The 22,518-nt window shown below is 72.7% G+C and carries 19 protein-coding genes; 3 read left to right on the top strand and 16 right to left on the bottom strand.

The window, feature by feature from the left end; all coding sequences use genetic code 11:
* Window positions 1-71: 71 nt before the first annotated feature.
* From alaS to JIG36_RS53000, 4 genes are all read right to left on the bottom strand, one after another.
* The gene (gene alaS / locus JIG36_RS50295) at window positions 72-2,756 is read right to left on the bottom strand and encodes an alanine--tRNA ligase (RefSeq protein WP_203384063.1); all 2,685 of its coding nucleotides are present in this window, start codon (window positions 2,754-2,756) and stop codon (window positions 72-74) included.
* Window positions 2,753-3,028: a hypothetical protein gene (locus JIG36_RS50290; RefSeq protein ID WP_203384062.1), complete on the bottom strand. Its 276-nt coding sequence runs from the start codon at window positions 3,026-3,028 to the stop codon at window positions 2,753-2,755. Before JIG36_RS50290 ends, alaS begins: the two co-directional genes overlap by 4 nt.
* Before the next feature lie 69 nt (window positions 3,029-3,097).
* Complete coding sequence (locus tag JIG36_RS50285; protein WP_203384061.1) at window positions 3,098-3,550, bottom strand: DUF948 domain-containing protein; 453 nt, start codon at window positions 3,548-3,550, stop codon at window positions 3,098-3,100.
* A 76-nt stretch (window positions 3,551-3,626) separates the two neighbouring features.
* Entirely contained in the window at window positions 3,627-6,116 is a 2,490-nt protein-coding gene (locus JIG36_RS53000) for a hypothetical protein (protein ID WP_236050158.1), read from the bottom strand.
* On the opposite strand from JIG36_RS53000, the gene JIG36_RS50275 reads away from it, so the two are divergent.
* Window positions 6,105-6,782, top strand: a complete 678-nt coding sequence (locus JIG36_RS50275) for a hypothetical protein (protein ID WP_236050156.1) — start codon at window positions 6,105-6,107, stop codon at window positions 6,780-6,782. The two genes, JIG36_RS53000 and JIG36_RS50275, sit on opposite strands and share 12 nt — an antisense overlap.
* A gap of 1,313 nt (window positions 6,783-8,095) precedes the next feature.
* Here JIG36_RS50275 and JIG36_RS50270 read toward each other — a convergent pair.
* From JIG36_RS50270 to JIG36_RS50245, 6 genes are all read right to left on the bottom strand, one after another.
* Window positions 8,096-9,772, bottom strand: a complete 1,677-nt coding sequence (locus JIG36_RS50270; protein ID WP_203384059.1) for a replication-associated recombination protein A — start codon at window positions 9,770-9,772, stop codon at window positions 8,096-8,098.
* A 90-nt stretch (window positions 9,773-9,862) separates the two neighbouring features.
* Window positions 9,863-10,081 (bottom strand): hypothetical protein, encoded by a 219-nt coding sequence (locus JIG36_RS50265; protein ID WP_203384058.1) that lies wholly within the window; start codon window positions 10,079-10,081, stop codon window positions 9,863-9,865.
* A 93-nt stretch (window positions 10,082-10,174) separates the two neighbouring features.
* Window positions 10,175-10,663, bottom strand: coding sequence for a GyrI-like domain-containing protein (locus tag JIG36_RS50260; RefSeq protein ID WP_203384057.1), 489 nt, complete (start codon window positions 10,661-10,663; stop codon window positions 10,175-10,177).
* A gap of 38 nt (window positions 10,664-10,701) precedes the next feature.
* Window positions 10,702-11,496: an SDR family oxidoreductase gene (locus tag JIG36_RS50255; RefSeq protein ID WP_203384056.1), complete on the bottom strand. Its 795-nt coding sequence runs from the start codon at window positions 11,494-11,496 to the stop codon at window positions 10,702-10,704.
* A gap of 12 nt (window positions 11,497-11,508) precedes the next feature.
* Window positions 11,509-13,311, bottom strand: a complete 1,803-nt coding sequence (gene aspS / locus JIG36_RS50250; RefSeq protein WP_203384055.1) for an aspartate--tRNA ligase — start codon at window positions 13,309-13,311, stop codon at window positions 11,509-11,511.
* Window positions 13,312-13,380: 69 nt separating this feature from the next.
* Window positions 13,381-14,082, bottom strand: coding sequence for a hypothetical protein (locus JIG36_RS50245; protein ID WP_203384054.1), 702 nt, complete (start codon window positions 14,080-14,082; stop codon window positions 13,381-13,383).
* Between the two features lie 119 nt (window positions 14,083-14,201).
* Between JIG36_RS50245 and JIG36_RS50240 the strand changes: the two genes are divergently transcribed.
* Window positions 14,202-15,200, top strand: a complete 999-nt coding sequence (locus tag JIG36_RS50240) for an Lrp/AsnC family transcriptional regulator (RefSeq protein WP_307873248.1) — start codon at window positions 14,202-14,204, stop codon at window positions 15,198-15,200.
* Here the strand turns inward: JIG36_RS50240 and pdxR are convergent.
* Window positions 15,127-16,536 carry a MocR-like pyridoxine biosynthesis transcription factor PdxR gene (gene pdxR, locus JIG36_RS50235; RefSeq protein WP_203384053.1) on the bottom strand — a complete coding sequence of 470 codons (1,410 nt, stop codon included), beginning with the start codon at window positions 16,534-16,536 and terminating at the stop codon, window positions 15,127-15,129. The two genes, JIG36_RS50240 and pdxR, sit on opposite strands and share 74 nt — an antisense overlap.
* A 46-nt stretch (window positions 16,537-16,582) precedes the next feature.
* Between pdxR and JIG36_RS50230 the strand changes: the two genes are divergently transcribed.
* The gene (locus tag JIG36_RS50230) at window positions 16,583-17,593 is read left to right on the top strand and encodes an aldo/keto reductase (RefSeq protein WP_203384052.1); all 1,011 of its coding nucleotides are present in this window, start codon (window positions 16,583-16,585) and stop codon (window positions 17,591-17,593) included.
* Window positions 17,594-17,712: 119 nt separating this feature from the next.
* On the opposite strand, the gene JIG36_RS50225 is transcribed toward JIG36_RS50230, so the two are convergent.
* The 5 genes from JIG36_RS50225 to JIG36_RS50205 form a co-directional block, all read right to left on the bottom strand.
* Window positions 17,713-19,110, bottom strand: coding sequence for an MFS transporter (locus tag JIG36_RS50225; protein ID WP_203384051.1), 1,398 nt, complete (start codon window positions 19,108-19,110; stop codon window positions 17,713-17,715).
* Between the two features lie 113 nt (window positions 19,111-19,223).
* Complete coding sequence (locus tag JIG36_RS50220) at window positions 19,224-19,979, bottom strand: 2-phosphosulfolactate phosphatase (protein WP_203384050.1); 756 nt, start codon at window positions 19,977-19,979, stop codon at window positions 19,224-19,226.
* Between the two features lie 27 nt (window positions 19,980-20,006).
* Window positions 20,007-21,191, bottom strand: a complete 1,185-nt coding sequence (locus JIG36_RS50215; RefSeq protein WP_203384049.1) for an alanine racemase — start codon at window positions 21,189-21,191, stop codon at window positions 20,007-20,009.
* Window positions 21,178-21,618, bottom strand: a complete 441-nt coding sequence (locus tag JIG36_RS50210; RefSeq protein ID WP_203384048.1) for a hemerythrin domain-containing protein — start codon at window positions 21,616-21,618, stop codon at window positions 21,178-21,180. The genes JIG36_RS50215 and JIG36_RS50210 overlap by 14 nt, the downstream gene beginning before the upstream one ends.
* Before the next feature lie 82 nt (window positions 21,619-21,700).
* Window positions 21,701-22,518: family 20 glycosylhydrolase (locus JIG36_RS50205; protein WP_203384047.1), on the bottom strand; the 818-nt coding region annotated here is incomplete at its 5' end.

The raw sequence follows: 22,518 nt of genomic DNA, 5'->3' as shown, positions 1-22,518 counted from the left end.
GCCAACCTCCCCCGTACGGCCGCCCTGACCACCGCCCCTAAAGCGGAATTAAGGCAGCCATTCCACCACTGTCACGCGGTGGTTTCGCCCACCGCCTTCTCCACCGCCGCCAGGAGCGAGGGAACCTGGTCGGCCGGAACGCCGCCACCCTGCGCCAGGTCGGCGTTGCCGCCACCCCGGCCGGACAGGGCGCCCTTGACCAGATCGGCCGCGGAGAGCCCGCGGTCCTTCGCCGCTCCGTTGAGCGCAACGATCAGCGACGCCTTTCCGTTCGCCCGGGCCGCCACCGCGACGACCGCGGGACGAACCGTGTCGATCTTGCCGCGGATCTCCTGAGCCAGCGTACGCACGTCGTTGCCGGCCGCGCCCTCGGGAGCCTCGGCACCGACGAACGCCACACCGCGCAGGTCCTTGGCCTGGGCCGCGAGCGCGCCGGCGCCACCGAGGACCATCTGCGCGCGCATCTTCTCGAGTTCCTTCTCGGCGTCGCGCAGCGCGGTGACCGTCTGCTCGACCCGGTCGGCGACCTGGTCGCCGGGCACCCGGAACAGCTCGGCCAGACGGGCCACCAGCAGGTGTTCCTTGGCCAGGAAGCCGAACGCGTCGATGCCGACGAGCGCTTCCACGCGACGTACGCCGGAACCGATCGACGACTCGTTGAGGATCTTCACCAGGCCCAGCTGACCCGAGCGTGACACGTGGGTGCCGCCGCAGAGTTCACGCGCGTAGTCGCCGACTTCAACCACACGGACCTCGTCGCCGTACTTCTCACCGAACAGCGCCATCGCGCCCAGCCGGCGCGCTTCCTCCTGGGAGGTGATGAACGCGTGCACCTCGAGGTCACGCAGCAGCACCTCGTTGACCTGCTGCTCGACGTCGTGCAGCACCGTGGGCGAGACGGCCCCGGGCGTGTTGAAGTCGAACCGCAGGCGGCCCGGCGCGTTCAGCGAACCGGCCTGGGTCGCCGACTCGCCGAGGAACGCGCGCATGGTCTGGTGGATCAGGTGGGTCGCGGTGTGCGAGCGCGAGATGGCCCGGCGCCGGGTCACGTCGATCTCGGCCTCGGCCGATTCGCCCGTCCGCACCTCGCCGCGGATCACCCGCGCCTTGTGCACGATCAGGCCCGGCAAGGGCTGCTGCACGTCGACGACCTCGAGCTGACCGCCGCCGACCTTGATCACACCGGTGTCAGCCTGCTGACCGCCGCCCTCGGCATAGAACGGGGTGGTGTCGAGCACCAGCTCGACGAAGTCACCCTCGCCGGCCACCTCGAGCGCGCCCCCGCCACCGATCAGCGAGCGGACCCGCGATTCCCGGGTGACCTCCTGATAACCGGTGAACTCGACCGGGCCACCAAGATCAAGCGCGTTCCGGTACGCACTGAGGTCGGCATGCCCCGTCTTGCGCGCGGCCGCGTCCGCCTTGGCGCGGGCCCGCTGGTCGGCCATCAGACGGCGGAACCCGTCCTGGTCGACCTCCAGGCCCTGCTCCTGCGCGATCTCGAGGGTCAGGTCGATCGGGAAGCCGTACGTGTCGTGCAGCTGGAACGCCTGGTCGCCGCTGAGCGCCTTGCCGCCCTTGGCCCGGGTGTCGCTGATCGCGGTGTCGAGGATGGTCGTGCCCGCCCGCAGCGTGGACAGGAACGCGTCCTCCTCGGCGTACGCGTACGTGGAGATGCGGCCGAACTCCTCGGCCAGCTCCGGGTAGGACGGCGCCATGCAGTCCCGCGCCACCGGCAGCAGCTCGGGCAGCGCCCGCTCCTGCCAGCCGAGCAGGCGGATCGCCCGGATCGCGCGGCGCATGATCCGGCGGAGCACGTAGCCGCGGCCCTCGTTGGCGGGCGTGACGCCGTCGCCGATCAGCATCAGCGCCGTGCGTACGTGGTCGGCGATCACCCGCAGCCGTACGTCGTCGGGGTGGGACTCGCCCGCGATGTGCCCGGACTTCGCACCGTACTGCTTGCCGGTCATCTCGGCCGCACGGTCGAGAATCGGGCGGACCTCGTCGATCTCGTACAGGTTGTCGACGCCCTGCAGCAGCGCCGCGACACGCTCCAGACCCATGCCGGTGTCGATGTTCTGCTTGGGCAGGTCACCGACGACCGTGAACTCCGACTTCGACTTCACGTCGGTGATCTCGTACTGCATGAAGACCAGGTTCCAGTACTCCATGAACCGGTCCTCGTCGACCTCGGGGCCGCCGTCCTTGCCGTACTCGGGGCCGCGGTCGTAGAAGAGCTCCGAGCACGGGCCGGCCGGGCCCGGGATGCCCATCGACCAGTAGTTGTCCTTCTTGCCGCGGCGCACGATCCGCGACTCCGGGACACCGATCGCCTTCCAATAGCCGAAGGCCTCGTCGTCGTCGAGGTAGACGGTCGGCCAGATGCGCTCGGGGTCGAGCCCGAAGCCGCCCTGCTCGATCGGATTGGTCGACAGCTCCCAGGCGAGCTTGATCGCGCCCTCTTTGAAGTAGTCGCCGAACGAGAAGTTGCCGTTCATCTGGAAGAACGTGCCGTGCCGGGACGTCTTGCCGACCTCGTCGATGTCGGGCGTGCGGATGCACTTCTGCACGCTGACCGCGCGCTTGAACGCGGGGGTGCGCTGGCCCAGGAAGTAGGGCACGAACTGCACCATGCCGGCGTTGATGAACAGCAGGTTGGGGTCGTCGATAGCGGGCAGCGGGGCACTCGGCACGACCGTGTGCCCGTTGGCCTCGAAATGCGCCAGATAGCGCCGCTTGATCTCCGCCGTCTTCATCGGTTCCCCTCCTGGCCGTCCTGGCCGTCCTCGTCCTCGTCGACGTAGAGCTCGCCCTCGGCGAACGCCTTGTTGATCTGTTCCTCGCGTTCGGCCGCGTTGATGCGCACGTCATCCACGAAGCTACGCACCGACTCGACCAGGCCGCCAGCGGATTGCGACAGCGAGGTGGCGATGCCGGTGGGGGTGAACTCGTTCGCCTTCTGGGTGAGTTTGCGAACGACGATGGCGCCGACGGCGAGGCCGACACCCAGCCAGAGCAGCCGCTTCATGGCGGGTTGGTTCCCTTCTGACGTCTCAGGGTTGTTCCGGGCGGCGGCGACCCGCTCGGGCCGCGGCCGTTAGCGGCGAGCGGCCTTGCGGCGCTGCTTCATGGTCTCGCGGATCTCGCGGGCCTCGTCGGCGTTGCGGCGCGCCTGGACGGTCTTGCGCAGGCCGTACCCGAACGAGGCCACCTTGACCAACGGGTTGGCCGCGGCGGCGGCCACGACGGTGGACAGGTTCGCCACGTTCGCGGTGACGTGCGCGGCGTGCTCGGTGATCGTGTCGACCTTGCCGAGCTGGACGTTGACACCGTCCAAAGAGACCTGCACCTGGCCCAGCGCGACGTTCACGCCCTTGACGGTCTCGTTGACGTCGCTCAGCAGCGGGCCGGTGCGGTCGGTCACGTCATTGATCGCCCTGGTCGCGGCGTCGACCGTGCGCCCCAGCTTGAGCAGCGGAACGGCGAGCACGATGACGAGCATCAGAAAGGCGCCCGCCGCGATCAGGCCTGCAATTTCTCCGGCGTCCATCAGGCGCTTCTCCCTTACAAGGTCACGGGTGGGCGGGTCAACGTGCAGACCCTACCGTCCGTGACCACAGCCCGCGTCACGACGCCGTGGGTGTCGGCTCCAAGAGGGGATCATTCGACAGCACCGGGTCGGGTGTCTCGCCGGTGAACGGGCTCACGTCGGTGTCCGGCTTGCCCCGGGTGTCGGCGATCGCGGTCTGCACCTTGATGCTCACGGCCGACCCGTCGCACTCGCCCTTGGCCGGCACGGTCGGGGCCACCGAACCCGCCACGGCCGGGTCGTTCGCGGCGACCTGGTCGACCGCGCAGTCCGGCGGGCTGACCCGCAGGTCCAGTGTGAACTCGTCGCGGCGGAAGCAGGTGTAGGTGGTGTTCTTGGGGTCTATCGCCTGCTCCGGGCAGTCCCCCACCTTCCACGGCTTCCACCCGGCGGCGGTCAGGGCCGAGGTGTAGACGGCGGTCGTCTCGGTGAACGACTTCTGCGAGTCCGCGGTGCGTTCCCGGAACGTGCAGTCCTCGAAGCACCACCGGCTGCCGTAGCTCTGGTCGTCGACCTTCTGCTCGGCCCACGAGGGCACGTCGAGCGAGTCGAGCGAGCCGAAGACCGGGTCGTTGCTCGCGGCGCGCATCCCGAAGAAGGCCGGCAGCACGACCAGCACCACGACGGCCAGGGAGACCAGCGTCACCACGCGCAGCTTGCGCTGGGAGCGCATCTGCTCACGGATGCCGCTGACGCCGCCCGAGGTCGTGGCCGGCTTCTCGTCGTTGTTGAGGGCGGCCTTGGCCGCGGCCGCCTTGGCGCCGACAACCGGGGAACTGGCCTCCGGGTGCGGGCGCACGGGCGTGTCGACGGCGGCGCGCCCGGGGGCGGCGGGGCGGGCTCCCGGGGGTGGGGCCACCTTGGCGGCCCCTACCGGCGCTACCGAGGCCGCGCCGGCCGAGGCGCCGACCGAGGCCGCACCGCTTGCGACGCGCGCCGAAGCCGCGCCTACCGAAGCCGCGCCGGCGGCGCCCACTGAGGCGGCGGCGCGCACCTGGGCGGCGCCACTGGCACCGCGGGCCGGTGCCGAGCCGGTGGGGTCCTCGGACCCGTGCCGCGAGACCGCGCCTACGGAGGCGGCGCCGCTCGCAGCCCGTGCGGGGCCGTCGGAGTCGTCCGAACCATGCCGTGAGGTGGCGCCGCCCGGGCCACCGGAATTGTCCGAGCCATGCCGCGAAGCGTTGCCGCCCGCACCACGCCCGGGGCCGTCGGCGTTGTCCGAGCCGTGCCGCGAAGTGGCGCCGCCCGCGCCGCGCGGCGGGCCGTCGGCATCGTCGGATCCGTGGCGCGACGCGCCACCGCGCACCGGCGCGGAAGCGCCGGAATCATCGGACCCACGGCGTGACGCACCGCCGACCGACGCGGCGCCACTCGCACCGCGGGCCGGGTCTTCTGAGCCGTGCCTCGAAGCAGCGCCGTTCGCACCGCGCGCCGGGCCGTCGGAATCGTGTCGTGATGCGGCGGCACCGGCCATGCCGCCCACCACTGCGGCGCCGGCTGCTGCTGCCCGCCCTCCGCGGCCGCCCGGGGCCATGCCACCGGCCCCGGCGGCGTTCGGGTTACGGCCCTGACCGCGACCACGCGGACCACGCGCAGGACCGGTCGAGTTTCCCGGTTCGAGCTGCGGCTGCCCCGGGACGGCCTGGGCCCGCGACAGCTGCCCGTACTCCCCCGGAACCTGGTCGGCGTCGCTCTGCTGGGGCGGGCGCGGAACGCTCTGGGCACGGGAGAGCTGCCCGTACTCGCCCGGAACCGGCGGCTGCTGCCCGTAGACGTTCTTCGAGGGCTGCCCCGGCGAGACCGGACCCGCGGGCGACTGCCCATACACGCCCGGGCCGGACTGTCCCGGCGTGCCTGACCCGGACGGGGGCTGACCGTAGGGGCCGGACTGTCCCGGCCCAGTTGAGGGCTGACCGTAGGGGCCGGACTGTCCCGGCCCGGACGGGGGCTGGCCGTAGGCGGTCGGGCCGGACTGTTCCGGCCCCGCCGGGGGCTGGCCGTAGGGGCCCGGCTGGCCCGAAACCGGTCCGGCCGGGGACGAGCCGTACGTGCCGGGGGCCTGACCGGGTTGCGGCTGCCCGTAGGCGCCGTGCGGCTGACCGGGCGAGACCGGGCCGGCCGAGGGCTGTCCCGGGGAGACGGGCCCGGCCGGGGACTGACCATAGACGTTCTGGCTGGGTGAGACCGGGCCGGCCGGCGGGCGGCCGTAGACGTTCGGGGACGGCTCTTCCGATGGAGGCGGCGAGATCTGACCCGTGCCCCCGCGGCCGCCCTGCTGGCCGGGGCTCTGCGGGCGAGGCTGCCCCGGCGGCGGCCCGCTGCGCTGGGGAACGCGGCCCGAGCCTTCGCCGGGCCGAGGGATCACTCCCGAGGTCTGCCCGGCCATGGCGCCGGCCCGACCGGGGACGGCCGGGGTCCGCACACCTTCACGACCCGGCACCACCGGCGGCACGACGGCGGCCGCGGCGCGCACGGGCCCGGTCGACCCGGGTGCGGCCGCCGGGAAGCTGCCGGTGTGTCCCGACATGCCGGTTCCGCCTTGGGAGCCGCGTCCGCCCTGTCCACGACCCGGGGGGTTGCCCTGACCCGGACCGTCCGGCTGACCACCACGACCCTGCGGACCGCCCTGACCTGGACCGCCCGGGTGGCCGCCTCGCCCCTGCGGACCGTCCTGTCCTGGACCGCCTGGGTAGTCGCCACGACCTTGAGGGCCAGCCTGTCCCGGCACGCCTGGCTGGCCGCCACGGCCCTGCGGCCCGTCCTGGGGGCCGACCTCGGGCCCGGAGCCGCCGTGGCGCGAGATGTTCTGGCTGGTGCCGCCTGGTTCCGGCGCTCCCGGGCGCGGGCCGCCCTGGGCAGGCGCGCTTCCCCGCCCACCCCGGCGGCCACGCTCGCCCGGCTCGCCACCGGCGCGGCGGCTGCGGTCGCTCGATTCGAGGGTGCCGTGCCGGCCGGTGTGCTCGCCCGGCTCGTTCTCGCCGCGGCCGTGTCGACCGCCGGGGCCGGAATAGCCCGGACCGCCTCCGGGGGCACCGGAAACCGGGCGGCCGGAACCGCCGTATTCACCCGGCGCCGAACCGCGCCCACCGTAAGCGGCCCCATCTGGAGCACCAGAAACCGGACGACCAGAAGCGCCGTACTCACCCGGGGCCGAACCGCGCCCACCATAGGCAGCCCCATCCGGAGCACCTGAGACCGGACGGCCAGAAGCGCCGTACTCACCCGGCGCCGAACCGCGCCCACCGTAAGCAGCCCCATCCGGGGCACCGGAAACGGGACGCCCGGAGCCGCCGTATTCGCCCGGCGTCGAGCCGCGCCCGCCGTAGGCGGCCCCGCCCGAAACCGGACCGCCGAAGCCCGCAGCCCCGGGCGCACCGGGATCGGGGTGACCGGCGCCGCCGGGGGCGCCGGAAACGGGACGGCCCGCACCGGGGGCGCCGGAGACCGGGCGGCCGGCGCCGCCGTCGCTGTGGAAGCGGTCGCGGCCGCGGGTCGGAACGCCGGGAGACACCGGGCGTGAGGCCGGGGAGACCGGTCGCACGGCGGGAACTTCGGGCGCGTTGCCCGAGAGCGGGACGACCGCGGCCGCGCCGGAATCGCGCGGGTCGGGGTTGTGCCGGCCCGGGGCGGCAGCCCGGCCGCCCTGCGGCGGAGCGCCGTAGGGCGTGCCGCCCTGCGGCGAGCGGCCGTATGCCTGCGGGTCGCCCGGCGGGGAATCCTGCGGAGGAACTCCGGCCCGGCCCGGAACCGGGGCGCCGGGGCGGCCTCCGGAAACCTGACCCGGCTGCGCGGGTGGAACAGCGCCAGGGCCGCCGACCGGGCGACCTCCAGACATCTGGCCCGGCTGCGCGGGCGGAACAGCGCCAGGGCCGCCGACCGGGCGACCTCCAGACATCTGGCCCGGCTGCGCGGGCGGAACAGCGCCGGGACCGCCGACCGGGCGGCCCCCAGAGATCTGGCCCGGCTGCGCGGGCGGAACAGCGCCGGGACCGCCGACCGGGCGGCCTCCCGAAATCTGGCCGCGCGAGGACTGGCCCGGGCCTTGGCCCGGCTGCGCTGGTGGAACAGCACCCGGAGCACCGGGCGGAACGGCGCGCGCACCAGGCGGAACAGCGCCGGGAGGACCGGACGGGGCAGCGCCGGGACGCGGGACGGCACCGGAGCGCTGACCGGGGCGGCCGGGACCGGGACCGGCGGCGGGGAACTCGCCGCTGTCACCCTCCCAGCCGGGCGCGGGAAGGTCGTCGGCGGGCGCGTCGTCGGGGCCGGGCGCGACGCGGCCCGACTTGCTGTAGCGCGTCTCGCCCGCGAGGGTGCCGGGGCCGATGGCGGAACGCTGCGCCTTGGCCGTGCGCAGGTCGTCGAGCCAGCCTGTCTCCTCCTGGGAGACGACCTCGGGCTCGGCCGGCTCGGGCCGTCCACGGCCGAACCGGCGCCCCTTCCGCCCGCCGCCCTGCTCGTTGCGCAGGTCAGCGTCGTCGTCGGGCCGTTCGGCACCGCGCGGGGTCACGGCTGTTCCTCTCCGGCTGCTGAGCCGCTGTCTTCGGCCGGCGGGGGCTTCCCCGCCGGGGCTTTCGGATCGGCGAGACTACCAGCCTCGCCTGTGGGCGCGCTCCCATCGGAAGCGTCCTCCACGGGAGCGGCGTCCGTCGATGCCACCCTGTCCGGCTCCGGATCAGCGCCGACGGGGGGATCGGTCTTCTCCGGTGTGATGCTCGCGGCAAAGCGTCCCTCATCGCGGCCCGCCGCACCACCCGCCGCGCGGTCCTGGGCGATCACCTGAGCGTCCCCCGTACGCGGTGTAGCCGCGCGACCACGGACGATGCGCCGGAGCCGCGGCACCCGCTCCCCGATCGCCCGTTCCGCGCCGTGATCGGTCGGCTGGTAATACTCCGCGTCCGCCAGATCGTCGGGCAGATACTGCTGCGTCACCACCCCGCGGGGGTCGTCGTGCGGATAGCGATAACCTCGGCCGTGCCCTAATCCGCGCGCGCCGGGGTAGTGCGCATCGCGCAGCGCCGGCGGCACCGATCCCCCGCGGCCCGCCCGCACGTCGGCCATGGCGGCCCCGATCGCGGTGGTGGCGCTGTTGCTCTTGGGGGCGGTGGCCATGTGGATCACGGCCTGGGCCAGGTTGAGCCCGGCCTCGGGCAGACCGATCAGCTGGACGGCCTGAGCGGCCGCGGTGGCCACGAGCAGCGCCTGCGGGTCGGCCATGCCGACGTCCTCGCTCGCGAAGATGACGATGCGCCGGGCGATGAACCGCGGATCTTCCCCGGCGACCAGCATGCGGGCCAGCCAGTGCAGGGCGGCGTCGGGGTCGCTGCCGCGCATGCTCTTGATGAACGCGCTGGTCACGTCGTAGTGCGCGTCGCCGTCCCGGTCGTAGCGCACGGCCGCCACGTCGACCGCCTTCTCGGCGGTGGCGAGGTCGATCTCCTTGACGCCCTGGGCCACGGCCGAACCCGCCGCGGCCTCGAGGGCGGTGAGCGCCTTGCGGACATCGCCGGAGGCCAGCCGTACGAGGTGCTCTTCGGCCTCTTCGGAGAGGGTGACCGCCCCGCCCAGCCCCCGCTCGTCGGCGACCGCGCGGCGCAGCAGGCCGCGGACGTCGTCGTCGTCGAGCGCGCGCAGGGTGAGCAGCACACAGCGGGACAGCAGGGGCGAGATGACTGAGAAGTACGGGTTCTCGGTCGTCGCCGCGAGCAGGGTGACCGTCCTGTCCTCGACGGCGGCGAGCAGCGAGTCCTGCTGGGTCTTGCTGAACCGGTGGACCTCGTCGATGAACAGGACCGTGGGCGCTCCGCCGTAGCGGCGCTCGCGACGGGCCGTGTCGATCACCGCCCGGACGTCCTTGACGCCCGCCGACAGCGCCGACATGGCGACGAACTTGCGGTTGGTGGCGCCCGCGACGAGGTGGGCGATCGTGGTCTTGCCGGTGCCGGGCGGCCCCCACAGGATCACCGACATCGGGCTGGCCCCGGTGACCAGCTGACGCAGCGGCGCGCCGGGGGCGAGCAGGTGTTCCTGGCCGACCAGCTCGTCGAGGGAGGCGGGCCGCATCCGCACCGGCAGGGGCGAGTCGGCGGCGGGCCGGGTGAAGCCGTCGGCCGGGCCCGGGGCCGGGGCGGAGGAAGCCCCCGGCTGCGCCACGGAGAAAAGGCCTTCAGCTGGTTCAGTCATCGGCGGAAACAGTACCGGCCCGCCTCTACGTGCCGGAAATGCACGTGGAGGGCGGGCCGGTGGCTCGGATGCTGACGCTCGGGAGCGCGTTCAGCCGCGGCCGGGGCGACGGCCGTAGAAGCGGCGGCCCGAGGAGCCGGTGCCCGTACGCGGGCCGCTGCCCACGCCGGCCAGGTAGAGCGCCAGCAGCAGGAAGCCGATCGAGGCCATGGTGGGGAAGTTGAACAGGTCGGGGGCGCCGAGGTTGGTGTCGAGCAGGTCGAGCAGGAGCCAGATACCGAAAACGACGGCGGCGGCGATGGCAAGCATTTATATCCTCCGGGGGTGAGAGCTCTGCCACGTCAGATACCCAGGAGGCGGTTCCGCCCAAACTCGCCGGTCAGGGCAACAAATTGATCGTGGTCAGTCGGCGAGCCGGAAGAACAGGTCGGTGCGCCACCTGTGCATGTCGGGCTCCTCGGCCGGGTTCGACATCAGCACCTCGAGGCGGCAGCCCCAGACCTCGCCGGTCGGGGTGGGCTGCATGTCGAACGCCAGGCCCTGGTCGCGGGCCCAGTCGAGCAGGCGGGCGGTGACCGCCATCAGCTCGTCGGGGTGGCCGACGTGGGTGACCGTGGCGTAGCGGCCCGCCGGCAGCATCTCGACGAACATCGGGGACGCCACCTCGACCGGCGCGGTGATCGGGATGCCGGCCTCGACGACCAGGTCGGCCGACATGTCGATCACGCGGTAGCGGAAGAACGGCGCCCCGGCGACCGGGACGCCGCGCTCGCCGAGACGGGCGAACATCGTCGGCAGGTGGTCGGCGACCCGCGCGAACTGGGTCATCGTGATGTTCTCGCGACGACCCACGTACGGCTGGGCGCCCAGCTCGACAATCTTCGGCTCCACCCGGCCAGTCTCACACGGCCGGCGGAACCGGGCTGGGTTCACACGATGGAGGAGACCGGCCGGAACGGGGTGCGCAGGATCGAGCGGGCCAGCGACGTGTCGAGCCGCACGTCGAGCGGGCGGGGCCCGAGCCCGCCGTCGGCGCTGAGCCCGACCGGCAGCGCGTCGGGGTCGAGGCCCCGGGCGCGGGCGACCAGCCGGCCGAACTCGGCCCGGTTGATCGCCTCGGGGCCGGCCACGTTGATGATGCCGGCGAAGCGCGAGTCGGCCAGTTCGAGCAGGGCCGCGGCCAGGTCGGCGACGTGGATCGGGCAGCGGATCTCGTCGCTGAACAGCATGCCGCGGTGACCGTTGAGCAGGCCCAGCACGAACGACTCGTGCCCGCTGGTGTCACCACCCCAGATCAGGGAGGTACGCACGATGACCGCCGACGGGTCGATCGCGGCCACCGCCGTCTCGGCCGCCGCCTTGGCCGCGCCGTAGAGGGAGACGGGGGTGGGCTCGTCGCTCTCGGTGTACGGCGTCGGGCGGCCGGCGTGCAGCGCGTCGGTCGAGACGTGCACGAGCCGGGCCCCGACCGCGACCGACTCGGCGGCCACTGTGCCCGCCCCGTCCGCCTCGACCCGCCAGCCGCCCCGTGTGCTGTTGATCACAAGCTTGGGCCGTACGGCGGAAATGAGCGCCCGCACCGCTTTGCGATCGGTGATGTCGACCGGCACCCACCCGCCCGCGGCGGTGGTGGCAGTGCCCACCACCGCCTGGTCGGTGGCCGTCGCCTGACGGGCCACTTCGGAACCAAGAAAACCGGAAGCGCCGAAGATGAGAGTGCTCATGGTCCGATCAGATCAGTTCGAGCGCTCCACGGGAACAGCCTGGCCGTCGGTGCCGGGGGTGCCGGCCGTCGGCTTGGGCTTGGCGTCGATGCCGGCCTCGAGCCGCTGCTGCGCGGTGATCGGGGTGGGCGCCGTGGTCAGCGGGTCGTAACCGCCGCGCGTCTTGGGGAACGCGATGACCTCGCGGATCGAGTCGTTGCCGGACAGCAGCATGCAGGTGCGGTCCCAGCCCAGGGCGATGCCGGCGTGCGGCGGCGGGCCGTACTTGAACGCCTCGAGCAGGAAGCCGAACTTGTCCTGGGCCTCCTCGGGCGAGATGCCGAGCAGGTCGAAGACCCGGCTCTGCACGTCGCCGCGGTGGATACGGACGCTGCCGCCGCCGATCTCGTTGCCGTTGACGACGATGTCGTACGCGTAGGCGAGGGCCTGGTCGGGCGCCTCCTCGAAGCGGTCCACCCACTCGTTGTTGGGCGAGGTGAACGGGTGGTGGACCGCGGTCCAGCCGCCCTCGTCGGTCTTCTCGAACATGGGCGCGTCGACCACCCAGCAGAACGCCCAGGCCGACTCGTCGATCAGGCCGGACCGCTTGGCGATCTCGATGCGGGCCGCGCCCAGCAGCTCCTGGGCCTCGCGGCGCTCGTTGGCGGCGGCGAAGAAGATCGCGTCTCCGGGCTTGGCGCCGACCGCGTCGGCCAGGCCGGACAGGTGCTCGGCGGAGAGGTTCTTGGCGACCGGGCCGCGGGCCTCACCGGTTTCGGCGTCGAGCACGACGTAGGCCAGGCCACGGGCGCCGCGCGCCTTGGCCCAGTCCTGCCAGCCGTCCAATTCCTTGCGGGTCTGCGAGGCGCCACCGGGCATGACGACCGCGCCCACGTAGCCACCGGCCGCGATGGCGCCGGCGAACACGCGGAACTCCGTGCCGCGCAGGTAGTCGGTGAGTTCGTTCAGCTCGACGCCGTACCGCAGATCGGGCTTGTCGGAACCGTAGCGGTTCATCGCGTCGGTCCAGGTGATGCGCGGGATCGGCAGCTGGACCTGGTAGTCGGCGAGCTCGCTCCACAGCTTGGAGACGATCTCTTCGCCGAGGGCGATGATGTCGTCCTGCGTGACGAACGACATCTCGATGTCGAGCTGGGTGAACTCGGGCTGCCGGTCGGCGCGGAAGTCCTCGTCGCGGTAGCACCGGGCGATCTGGTAGTAGCGCTCCATCCCCGCCACCATCAGCAGCTGCTTGAACAGCTGAGGCGACTGGGGCAGGGCGTACCAGGTGCCGGGCTGAAGGCGTACGGGAACCAGGAAGTCACGCGCACCCTCGGGAGTCGACCGGGTCAGGGTCGGCGTCTCGATCTCGTTGAAGTCACGGGCGTGCAGCACCTCGCGGGCGATCTGGTTGGCCCGCGACCGCAGCCGCAGCGCCTTGGCCGGGCCGGAGCGGCGCAGGTCGAGATAGCGGTACTTCAGGCGCAGGTCGTCGGAGGCGGTGACGGCGTCGTCGACCGGCAGGGGCAGCGGCGCGGCCTCGGAGAGCACGGTCAGCTGGGACGCCACGACCTCGATCTCGCCGGTGGCCAGCTCGGGGTTCGCGTTGCCCTCGGGGCGGGCGTTGACCTCGCCGACGACCAGCACGCAGAACTCGTTGCGCAGCGCGTGCGCGTCTTCCTCGCGGAAGACCACCTGGACCACGCCCGAGGCGTCGCGCAGATCGACGAAGATGACCCCGCCGTGGTCGCGCCGCCGGGCCACCCAGCCGGCGAGCGTCACCGTCGTGCCGGCGTCGCTCGCGCGAAGGGTGCCGGCTTCATGGGTACGGATCACGGGAAGGTCTCCTCACAGCTGTCACAGGGCCACCCGACATTCTGTCAGGGACGCCCGGCGCGACCGCCGTCAGCCCGCCACTTTCCAGGACGTAGCCCGCATACCAGCGGTCCCGGTCCGGCCCACATCGGTGATCTCGACCAGCGCCATGCGGGCCGGGGCGGCCGCGGTGAGCACGCAGAGCACGGTCCCCTTCCGTACGGGAATGCTCGCCCCCGGCCCGATGGGACTGGTGCGGATCGCCTTGGCGCACCCGGCGGCGTCAGTGTCGTTGCTCTTGACCTGGCTGCCGGCGGCCGCGCCCGCCCCCAGGGTCAGGCTGGGCGGCTGATCACCGCAGCGGCTGTCGTAGCGCAGGTCGCTGACCTTCTCGGCGGCGTTCGACCGGGGTTCGTCGAGGTCGAGGAAGAGCACCGCCGAGCAGCCCACCTGCACCCGGAGCGGTTCCTGGGCGTACGAGACGTCGAAGCCGTCCCCCGTAGGCGCGACGGCGGCCGGGGGCGGTGGCGGCGGCTGGAGCGCGGCCCGGGCCAGGTAGGACGCCCGCCAGGCGACGAAGATGGCGACGCCGGCGACGTTGAGGGCGAACAGCGCCACCAGCGTGGCCAGGAAGACACCCCAGTTGCGGCGCTTGACGACACGGCGGGCCCCGATCGGTTCGGTCGGGCCGTCCGGGATGGGTGTCTCGGCCTCCTTGGCGGTCCGGTTCATCGGGTAGGGGTTGCGGGGCTTGGGCGGGGTGCTGTCACTGGCCGTGCGGAACGTGGACATCGGGCGGCTCCGAGGGGTCGGCAAACCGGGTGCAACGACCCTAAAGCGGCCACCGGCGGCGGACCCATCCCCCGGCGAGGGGACAAGGTCATCGGCGCCTCCGGTCGTAGTATTCCCTGGTGGCGCCCGACCGGATCGATCAACAGATCCTGCACGCGTTGCAGTTGTCCCCGCGGGCACCGTTCGCCCGCATCGCCTCGGTGATCGGCGTCTCGGAGCAGACCGTCGCCCGCCGCTATCAGCGCCTGCGCACCACCGGCGTGGTCCGGGTGCTGGCCCGGGCCAACCCGACCCGGCTGCCCGGCAAGTCGTACTGGACGCTGCGCATCGGCTGCCGCCCCGGCACGGCGGCGACGCTGGCCGACGCGCTGGCCCGCCGCGACGACACCTCCTGGGTCAGCATCGGGGCGGGCGGCGCCGAGATCACCTGCCAGGCGCTGGTCGACGACCAGCAGGCCGGCCTGCTGCACCACCTGCCCCGCGCGTCCAACGTGCTCACCTTCACCGCCCACCAGCTGCTGCACCGGTTCGTGGGCCGCGGCGAGTCCGACTGGATCGCCCCCGGCCACGAACTCGACGACGCCCAGCGGGCCGCCCTGCTGGAAGGCGTCGCCACGGTCACGCACGACCGGTCGGTGCAGGTCGAGGAGGCCGACGCCCCGCTGCTGGACGCCCTGGCCCGCGACGGCCGGGCCAGCTGGGCGGCCCTGGCCGCGGCCACCGGCTGGACCCAGCGCCAGGTCGCGCTGCGGGTGGCCACGCTGACCACGGCCGGGGCGGTCTACTTCGACCTCGACGTGGCCAGCTCGGCGGTCGGCATCCACACGGTGGCCAACCTGTGGTTCACGGTCGCGCCGGCCGACCTGGCCGCGGTCGGCGCCCAGCTGGCCGACCACACCGAACTGGCGTACGCGGCGGCGGTCACCGGCCGAACCAACCTGATGGCGTCGGCGATGTGCCGCGACGCGGCCGCGCTCTACCACTACCTGACGACCAAGGTGGCGGCCATCCCGGGCGTGCAGGCGGTCGAGACGGTGCCGCTGCTCACCCGGGTGAAGCAGGCCCACTTCCTGATCCAGAACGGCCGCGTCCACGAGCCGCGGCGGCCAGCACCATGACCGCCCGCGGAACCGCGGCGTCGCTGATGTTGCCGTAACCGAGCACCAGACCCGGCGGCCCCGGCGCGACCCGGTAGTCGGCCAGCGTCATCACGTCGACCCCGGCGGCGCGGGCGGCGGCGGCCGTCGCGCCCTCGTCGAGCCCGGGCCACGAGCAGACCACGTGCAGGCCCGCCGAGACGCCCTGCGCCGAACCGTCCGGCAGGTGCCCGGCCAGGGCTTCGATCAACAGGTCACGGCGGGTCCGGTACCGCTGACGGGCCCGGTGCAGATGCCGGTCGTACCGTCCGGCGGCCACGAACCCGGCGAAGGCCGCCTGATCGATCGCGGCCGCCCCGACGCCGTCCTCCAGGGCCGGCCGCCATCGGGGCGGCGCGACCGCCCAGCCGACACCGACCGCCGGCGCCAGGGTCTTGTGGGCCGAGCCGACCAGCACCACACGGGACGGGTCGAGGCCCTGCAGACAGCCGACGGGCTTGCGGTCGTAGCGGAACTCGCTGTCGTACTCGTCCTCGACGACCACGCCGTCCACCGACCGCGCCCAGTCGATCAGGGCCGCGCGGCGCGACGGCGACAGGACCGCGCCCGTCGGGAACTGGTGGGCCGGCGAGAGCAGCACCGCCCGTACGGGGGAAGGGATCTCGGCCACCCGCATGCCGTCACCGTCGACCGGAACCGGCCAGGGCCGCAGGCCCGAGGCCGTCGTTATGTCCCGCAGGGTGCCCCAGCCCGGATCCTCGACGGCGATCGACGTGTGTCCGGCGGCGGCCAGGCCTCGGCACAGCCGGCCCACCGCGTCGCGGATGCCCCCGCACACCACCACCGAGCCCGGATCGGCGACGGCGGACCGGGACCGGGTCAGATACTCGGCCAGGACGGCCCGGAGCTCGGGGTGGCCGCCGGGTGGCAGATAGCCGAGGTCAGCCGTGGCGGCGGCCCGGGCCAGCGCGTCGGCCCACTGGCGGCGCGGGAAGAAACGCAGATCCGGAAGGCCGGGCGCGAGATCAAGAGAGGGTCGGGATGGTCGGGATGGTCGGGATGGTCGGTGCGGAGGCCCGGAGGCGGTTCCGGGCGACCACCGCACCCGGGTCGCCGAGCCGGTGCGGCCCTCGACGTAGCCCTCGGTCGCCAGCTGTGCGTACGCCTGCGTGACCACCCACCGCGAACAGCCGAGGGACGCGGCCAGCGCTCGGCTCGGCGGCAGCGCCGCGCCTGTCGGCACCCGGCCGGAGCGGATGGCCGACCGCAGTGCGGACGTCAAGGCGGCGTGCCGCGGACCTCGGGAGGGCAGTTCGAGCAACGTCTCCCAGGCCAGATTGGTATGGGAATCCGGCATGAAATCGGATCGTAGAGACAGACCGATCCGGACGTACGGTCGGCTCATGCGCTATCGATTTCTGGGCCGTACGTCGCTGGCCGTCAGCGAGCTCTGCCTCGGGGCGATGACCTTCGGGCGGGAGGCCGACGAGCAGGTCAGCGTCCGCATGATGGACCGCTTCGCCGAGGCCGGGGGCACCTTTCTCGACACCGCCGACGCCTACGGGGGCGGTCGGAGCGAAGAGATCGTGGGCCGCTGGCTCAAGGGCCACGACCGCGCCGACTGGGTGATCTCGACGAAGGTGCGCTGGGGTCCCGGCGGCAACCGGGAGGGCCTGGGCCGCAAACACGTCATGGCCGCCGTCGAGGGCAGTCTGCGGCGGCTCGGCACCGACCACATCGACCTCTACCACGTGCACGGCTGGGATCCGGCCGTGTCCGTCGAGGAGGTGGTGCGCACACTCGACCTGCTGGTGACCAGCGGCAAGGTGCGTCATCTGGCGGTGAGCAACTGGGCCGCCTGGCAGATCCAGAAGGCCCTTGGCGTCGCCGACAAGCGCGGCTGGGAGCCGTTCTCCGCGATCCAGCCGCGGTACAACCTGCTCGACCGTGAGTTCGAATGGGAACAGGGCCCGCTCGCGGCCGACGCCGGGCTGGGTGTGCTGCCGTGGAGCCCGTTGCGCGGCGGATGGCTCACCGGGCGGTACGTCCGCGGTGGTTCGGCGCCGGCGGGCAGCCGCGTCGGCATGGCCGAGGCCGAGAACTGGGGCGAGAGGTGGGGCGTCTACGACAACGACCGCACGTGGCGGATCCTCGACGAGCTGGCCGCGGTGGCTCGGGACGCCGGACGGGAGCAGGCTCAGGTGGCTCTGAACTGGCTGCTCGGGCGACCGACGGTCACGGCCCCGATCATCGGGGCGCGCGACATGGCGCAGCTGGAGTCCAACCTGGGCGCGGTCGACTGGGATCTGGACGCGGCACTGGTCAAGCGCCTGGACGATGTCACCGTGATCGATCCACTGCCGTTCCCGTACGACACGCTGGCGAACAGCGGTCACAGCCCGGCCCGGGAGTAGAAGCGCCCGAGCCGCCCCTGTGGACAACCAGGGGCGGCTCGGGCGGCGGCCGGTAGGGTGTGCCCACCCTCGATGGGAGGGGGTGGGGGTGGCGGTGGCGAGACCCCGTAACAGCAAGATCAAGCGGCCACCGGTACGGGTTTGGAAGCTGGCTTGACCAGCAGGAACACGGCCAGCGCGCCCACCAGGCCGATCCCGGCGGCCACGGCGAAGCCGGCGTCCAGACCAGCCGCGGCGGCACCGGCCGGGACCTGCCCGGAGGCGAGTCCCTGCGCCACATCGGACGAGCCCAGAAAGTCCGCGGTCCGGTCGGCGAACACCGACCCGATGACGGCGACCCCGATCGCGAACCCCAGCTGCCGCGCGGTGTTGAGCGTGCCGGCGGCCATCCCGCCCCGGTCGGCGGGCACGGCGGCCATCGCCGACTCGGCCAGGTTCGGCATCACCAGGCCCACGCCCAGGCCGATCACCGCGTAGCCGGGCAGCAGCGAAGGCCAGCTCGAACCGGCGTCGATCAGGAACGCGGAGAGCAAGCCGCCCGCGGCGATCAGCAGCATGCCCACGCCGATCAGCACGCGTGGGGAGCGGCCGTGCAGGCGGGCGCCGGCCACCCCGGAGACGACCAGCGACAGCACGCCCATCGGCAACGCGGTCAGGCCGGCCTGCAACGGGGTCAGGCCGATCAGGGTCTGCAGCCAGATCGACGTGTAGGTGAGGACGGCGAACGCCGCGAAGTTGACCAGCAGGCCGGCGACCAGGACGCCGGTGAACGTCGGGTTGCGCAGCAGCGAGAGGTCGATCATGGGTTGGGACGACCGGCGCTCGATCAGCACGAAGGCGGCCAGGGCGACGGCGCTGACCACGTACAGGGAAGGAACTGAACGGATCACCGCGAGCGTCAGGGCGGTGGCGGCGACGGTGAAGGTCAGGAAACCCGCCACGTCGAACCGGCCCCGTCGAAGCAAGCCGTCGGAAGGCAGCGCGGAGAGGCACAGCACCAGGGCGGCCACGCTGATCGGCAGGTTGACCAGGAAGATCCAGCGCCAGCTCAGCGAGTCGGTGAGCACGCCGCCCAGCACGGGTCCGATCGCGGCCGCGGCGCCCGAGACACCACCCCAGATCCCGTACGCCACCCCGCGCTCACGCCCCTGATAGGAGGAATTGAGCAGCGCGAACGTGGTCGTGAAGAGGGCGGCCCCGCCGATGCCCTGCACCACCCGGGCCGCGATCAGCAACCCGTCGTCGCCGGCCACACCGCACGCCAGCGAGCTGAGCGCGAAGAGGACGAGCCCGGCCGCGTAGAGGCGGCGGTGCCCGACCCGGTCGGCCAGCGCGCCCGCCCCGAGCAGCAGAACGCCGAGCGACAGCGCGTAGCCGTCCACGACCCACTGCAGCGAGCCGAACGAGGCGTGCAGGTCGCCGGCCATCCGTGGCAGGGCCACGTTCACGATGGTCACGTCGACCAGCAGCATGAAAGTACCGAGGCAGACCGTCACGAGCGGCCACCACTTACGCATGGGATTTCCTCCGGATGCCGTTGATCCAACGGCTCCACGGTCGGTCATCGGCCCGGCATCACCCCAGCCAGAACCGGGAAGGCGTCGGATTCCGCCACCCGAAGGGCGAACACCTAACAGGATCCGCCAGGAATAAACCAGCCGTCGTGCAGAACCGGCACGACCGGGCTCGCCCCGACGTCGGCGGCCACGGTCACGTCCCCCTCGAAGCCGTTGGCCCGCAGCTCACGCCCGCTCTCCGACTCCGGCAGGGCCACCCCGATCGACCCGGCCACGCCCTGGTACGCCGCCAGGGCCGTGAGCGCCTCGGGCGACCACCCGCTCGTCCCGTCGAGGTCGGCCAGCCGGGCCAGGAACGCGCCCGCGCCCCACAGGTCCTCGACCGCCGGTCGCAGCGACCCGTCCGGCCAGCGCTCCCCCGCCGCCACCACGGCCACCGGTTTGTCCCCGGCCCGCTCCCACACCCAGGCCGCGGCGGCCGCCGCGTTGCGCAGACACACCCCGACCACGGTCGACCCGGCGTCGGCGAGCCGCACCGAGATCGCCGACCCGTTCGGCGACGGCAGCACCAGGCGGTCGATCTTGGCCGCTTCCAGGTCGGTGCGCAGGATGCTCTCGGGCGAGAGCGTGACCTGGCCCGGGCCGGCCTGCGAGCGCAGCACCGCCAGCGCCGCGCCGTGCAACCGGGCCACCGCCACCGCCGATTCGTCGCGCCACCGGTACGGCAGCACGCTGATCCCCTGTTCGACGGCCACGGTCAGGGTGGTGGTGAAGGACAGCACGTCGACCACCGCGACGTACGCCGCGCCGGGCGCTATCGCGTCCGCACCCACCGGCCCCCAGTCGAATCGAACCCGGAAGATGCCCATGGCCGCAGTCTGCCAGCGGCGGGCGGATCAGAAGTAGGTGGCGAGCACCTCGACCACGCGTCGGTCGTCGTCAACCACCGGAATGTGCCGCCATTTGTCGAAAGCCGTGCAGGGATGGGAGATCCCGAACCGGATCAGGTCGCCCGGCGACAACAAAAGATCCCCTGAGGACAGATACGTGTGGTGGTCGTTGAGTTTGGTCACCTCGAGGCCGGTGGTGGCCGCGTACGTGCCGTCGGTCCGCCGGATCTCCATCGGCACCGGCAGCCCCTCGTCGAACGGCGCGTCCCGCTTGCCCATCCCGGCCAGCACCAGCCCCGGCTCGGGGGTCGAGATCACCTGGGCCCAGATGTCGAGCGCGGCCGCGAGCGGGCCCTCCTGAGGCACGCGCAGGAACGGCGTACGTTCGCGGTAGAAGCCGTCGTCGTGGGTGACCGAGGCGCCGCTGCGCATTACGAGCGTGGCGTCGGCGGCGACGGGCGCGATCCGTTCGACGACGCGGTCGAACCACGCGCTGCCGCCCGCGGACAGAAGGGGCCGGTCGGGAAGCAGCCCCGCGCCCTTCAGCCGCTGGAATCCGGCCACCACCCGGTCGAGGAAATCGTCGACGGCCGGCTCGTATTGGAGCTGCCCTTCGTACGCGGTGAGGCCCGCCAGTTCCAGGCCGGGAGCTTCGGCGACGACCCGGGCGACCTCCTCCAGCTCGTCGAGCGTGCGGACTCCCGTACGGCCGTGGTCATGTCCCAACTCGATGAGGACCCGCAAAGGGCCCGCCGAAGCCGCGATTCTGGCCCCGGCCACCGAATCGACCTGGAAGTAGACCTCCCAGCCGGCCGCGTTCTCCTGCGCGAGCCAGCGCAGGGTGGTCGGGTCGAGCACCTCGTTGGCGATCAGCACCCGTGGCACGCCGAGGCGGCGCAGGACGAGGGCCTGGTTGGCGGTGGCGACGGTGAGCCCCCAGGCCCCGGCCGCCATCTGCCGCGCCAGCAGCCCGGGCGCCATGGTCGTCTTGGCGTGCGGGGCGAACTCCCAGCCGTGGCGGCGGCAGTATTCGGCCATGGTCGCGATGTTGGCCTCGGCCGCGTCCCGGCGCAGCACCAGCAGCGGCCAGGTGAACTGCCCGCCGAACAGGTCGGCCGGGAGGTCGAGTTTCCCCTCGGGGAGCCAGAAACCCTTGCTGCGCCAGTCGACGACCACCTCAGGCACGTTCATCCGCCACCTCGATCCCTAGATCACCCATCGGCTCCAAAGCGTTGAGCACCGACACGAGGCGTTTCTCCTCGCCGATGAAGTGGGTCTCCAGCACGGCGGCGACGGCGTTCAGCTCCTCGTGCGTGGTCGACCGTTCCAGGCGGCCCAGCATGTGCGCCAGCATGTTGTGGTCGCTCCTGAGCCCGCGCAGAAAATCCTCCAGCTCGGGGTGCCGCTCGGCCAGCAGCGGGAAGACGTTCACATCTTCGGCCGTGTGATGGCTGGTCACCGCCTCGCACAACGTCATGCAGTAGACGTGGAGGTCGCGGCCCTCGTCCAAGGCGTCGTAGAGATCGTCGATCATCTCGCGCAGGCGTATGTGGGCGCCGATGAGCTGACTGCCGTACGCACGGAAACGCGCTGTCTCATTGGTGTAGCTGTTGTCCACGGAAGTCCCATGGTTCCACGCCTCCATGCCCGCGGCGGCCTGTTTGCCGGGTACACGCGACGCTGCTGGCAGCTCACCAGACTCACCCGCCGGAAGGCAAGCGCCGGGTCATCTCACGCAGCTCGGCGAGCCGGTCGGGCAAACTCCGCGGGTTGCCGGGCGCGTCGGGCCGGGCGTCCCAGGGCCGCGGCCCGCTCATCGGCCGGTAGTTGACGCCGAGCGCATCCAGCCGGGCCAGGTGATCCGGCAGGCGGCGTTCGAATTCCCCGTACGACCGTGGGCCCCACACCGCCTCGGCGAACGCGCTGATCCGCGGGTAGGTCATGTAGTCGACGGCCCGGGCCGAGTCCATGTGCTCGGTCCACACGTTCACCTGCCCGCCGAGCACCAGTTCCCGTTCGGCGTCGGACAGCCCCTCCGGTACGGGGTCGAAGTCGTACACGTCGGCCAGCGTGAGCCGGGTCCCGACCGGGGTCGGCTCGCCCGGGTCGTCCGACTGGCGGTAGTCGAGGTAGGCCCCGATGTCGGGGCACGACACCACCGGATGCCCGAGCCGGGCGGCGACGGTCGTCGGCTCGGGCCCGCGCCAGGCGGCCACCACCGCCCCGGCCGGAGCGCCGCCTTCGAGGATCTCGTCCCACCCGTAGATGCGCCGGCCCCGGGCGGCGAGATGGTCGGCCATCCGCGCGGTGAACCACGGCTGCCGGTCCGCGCCGTCCCACTCGTCGGTCGGGCACTCGTCGCCGCCGATCCCGATCAGCTCGGACGGGAAGACGTCGCAGAGGTGGTCGAGCACGGCCCGGCAGAAGTTCATCGACTCCTCGCCCAGGTTGAGCACGTGCGACGAGATCCCCCAGCTGGTCCGGGTCGGCTGCGGACCCGCCCCGAGCGACGGGTAGG

It is taken from the genome of Paractinoplanes ovalisporus (assembly GCF_016834655.1).
In the GTDB taxonomy this organism is placed as follows: Bacteria; Actinomycetota; Actinomycetes; order Mycobacteriales; family Micromonosporaceae; genus Actinoplanes; species Actinoplanes ovalisporus.
Note: the sequence above shows the minus strand (reverse complement) of the source record. Positions and strands in the feature narration are given on the sequence as shown.

Coding starts and splice junctions, on each gene's coding strand:
- alaS (WP_203384063.1), bottom strand. CDS start 2,756: ATGAAGACGGCGGAGATCAAGCGGCGCTATCTGGCGCATTTCGAGGCC.
- JIG36_RS50290 (WP_203384062.1), bottom strand. CDS start 3,028: ATGAAGCGGCTGCTCTGGCTGGGTGTCGGCCTCGCCGTCGGCGCCATC.
- JIG36_RS50285 (WP_203384061.1), bottom strand. CDS start 3,550: ATGGACGCCGGAGAAATTGCAGGCCTGATCGCGGCGGGCGCCTTTCTG.
- JIG36_RS53000 (WP_236050158.1), bottom strand. CDS start 6,116: ATGTCGGGACACACCGGCAGCTTCCCGGCGGCCGCACCCGGGTCGACC.
- JIG36_RS50270 (WP_203384059.1), bottom strand. CDS start 9,772: ATGACTGAACCAGCTGAAGGCCTTTTCTCCGTGGCGCAGCCGGGGGCT.
- JIG36_RS50265 (WP_203384058.1), bottom strand. CDS start 10,081: ATGCTTGCCATCGCCGCCGCCGTCGTTTTCGGTATCTGGCTCCTGCTC.
- JIG36_RS50255 (WP_203384056.1), bottom strand. CDS start 11,496: ATGAGCACTCTCATCTTCGGCGCTTCCGGTTTTCTTGGTTCCGAAGTG.
- JIG36_RS50245 (WP_203384054.1), bottom strand. CDS start 14,082: ATGTCCACGTTCCGCACGGCCAGTGACAGCACCCCGCCCAAGCCCCGC.
- pdxR (WP_203384053.1), bottom strand. CDS start 16,536: ATGCCGGATTCCCATACCAATCTGGCCTGGGAGACGTTGCTCGAACTG.
- JIG36_RS50230 (WP_203384052.1), top strand. CDS start 16,583: ATGCGCTATCGATTTCTGGGCCGTACGTCGCTGGCCGTCAGCGAGCTC.
- JIG36_RS50225 (WP_203384051.1), bottom strand. CDS start 19,110: ATGCGTAAGTGGTGGCCGCTCGTGACGGTCTGCCTCGGTACTTTCATG.
- JIG36_RS50220 (WP_203384050.1), bottom strand. CDS start 19,979: ATGGGCATCTTCCGGGTTCGATTCGACTGGGGGCCGGTGGGTGCGGAC.
- JIG36_RS50215 (WP_203384049.1), bottom strand. CDS start 21,191: ATGAACGTGCCTGAGGTGGTCGTCGACTGGCGCAGCAAGGGTTTCTGG.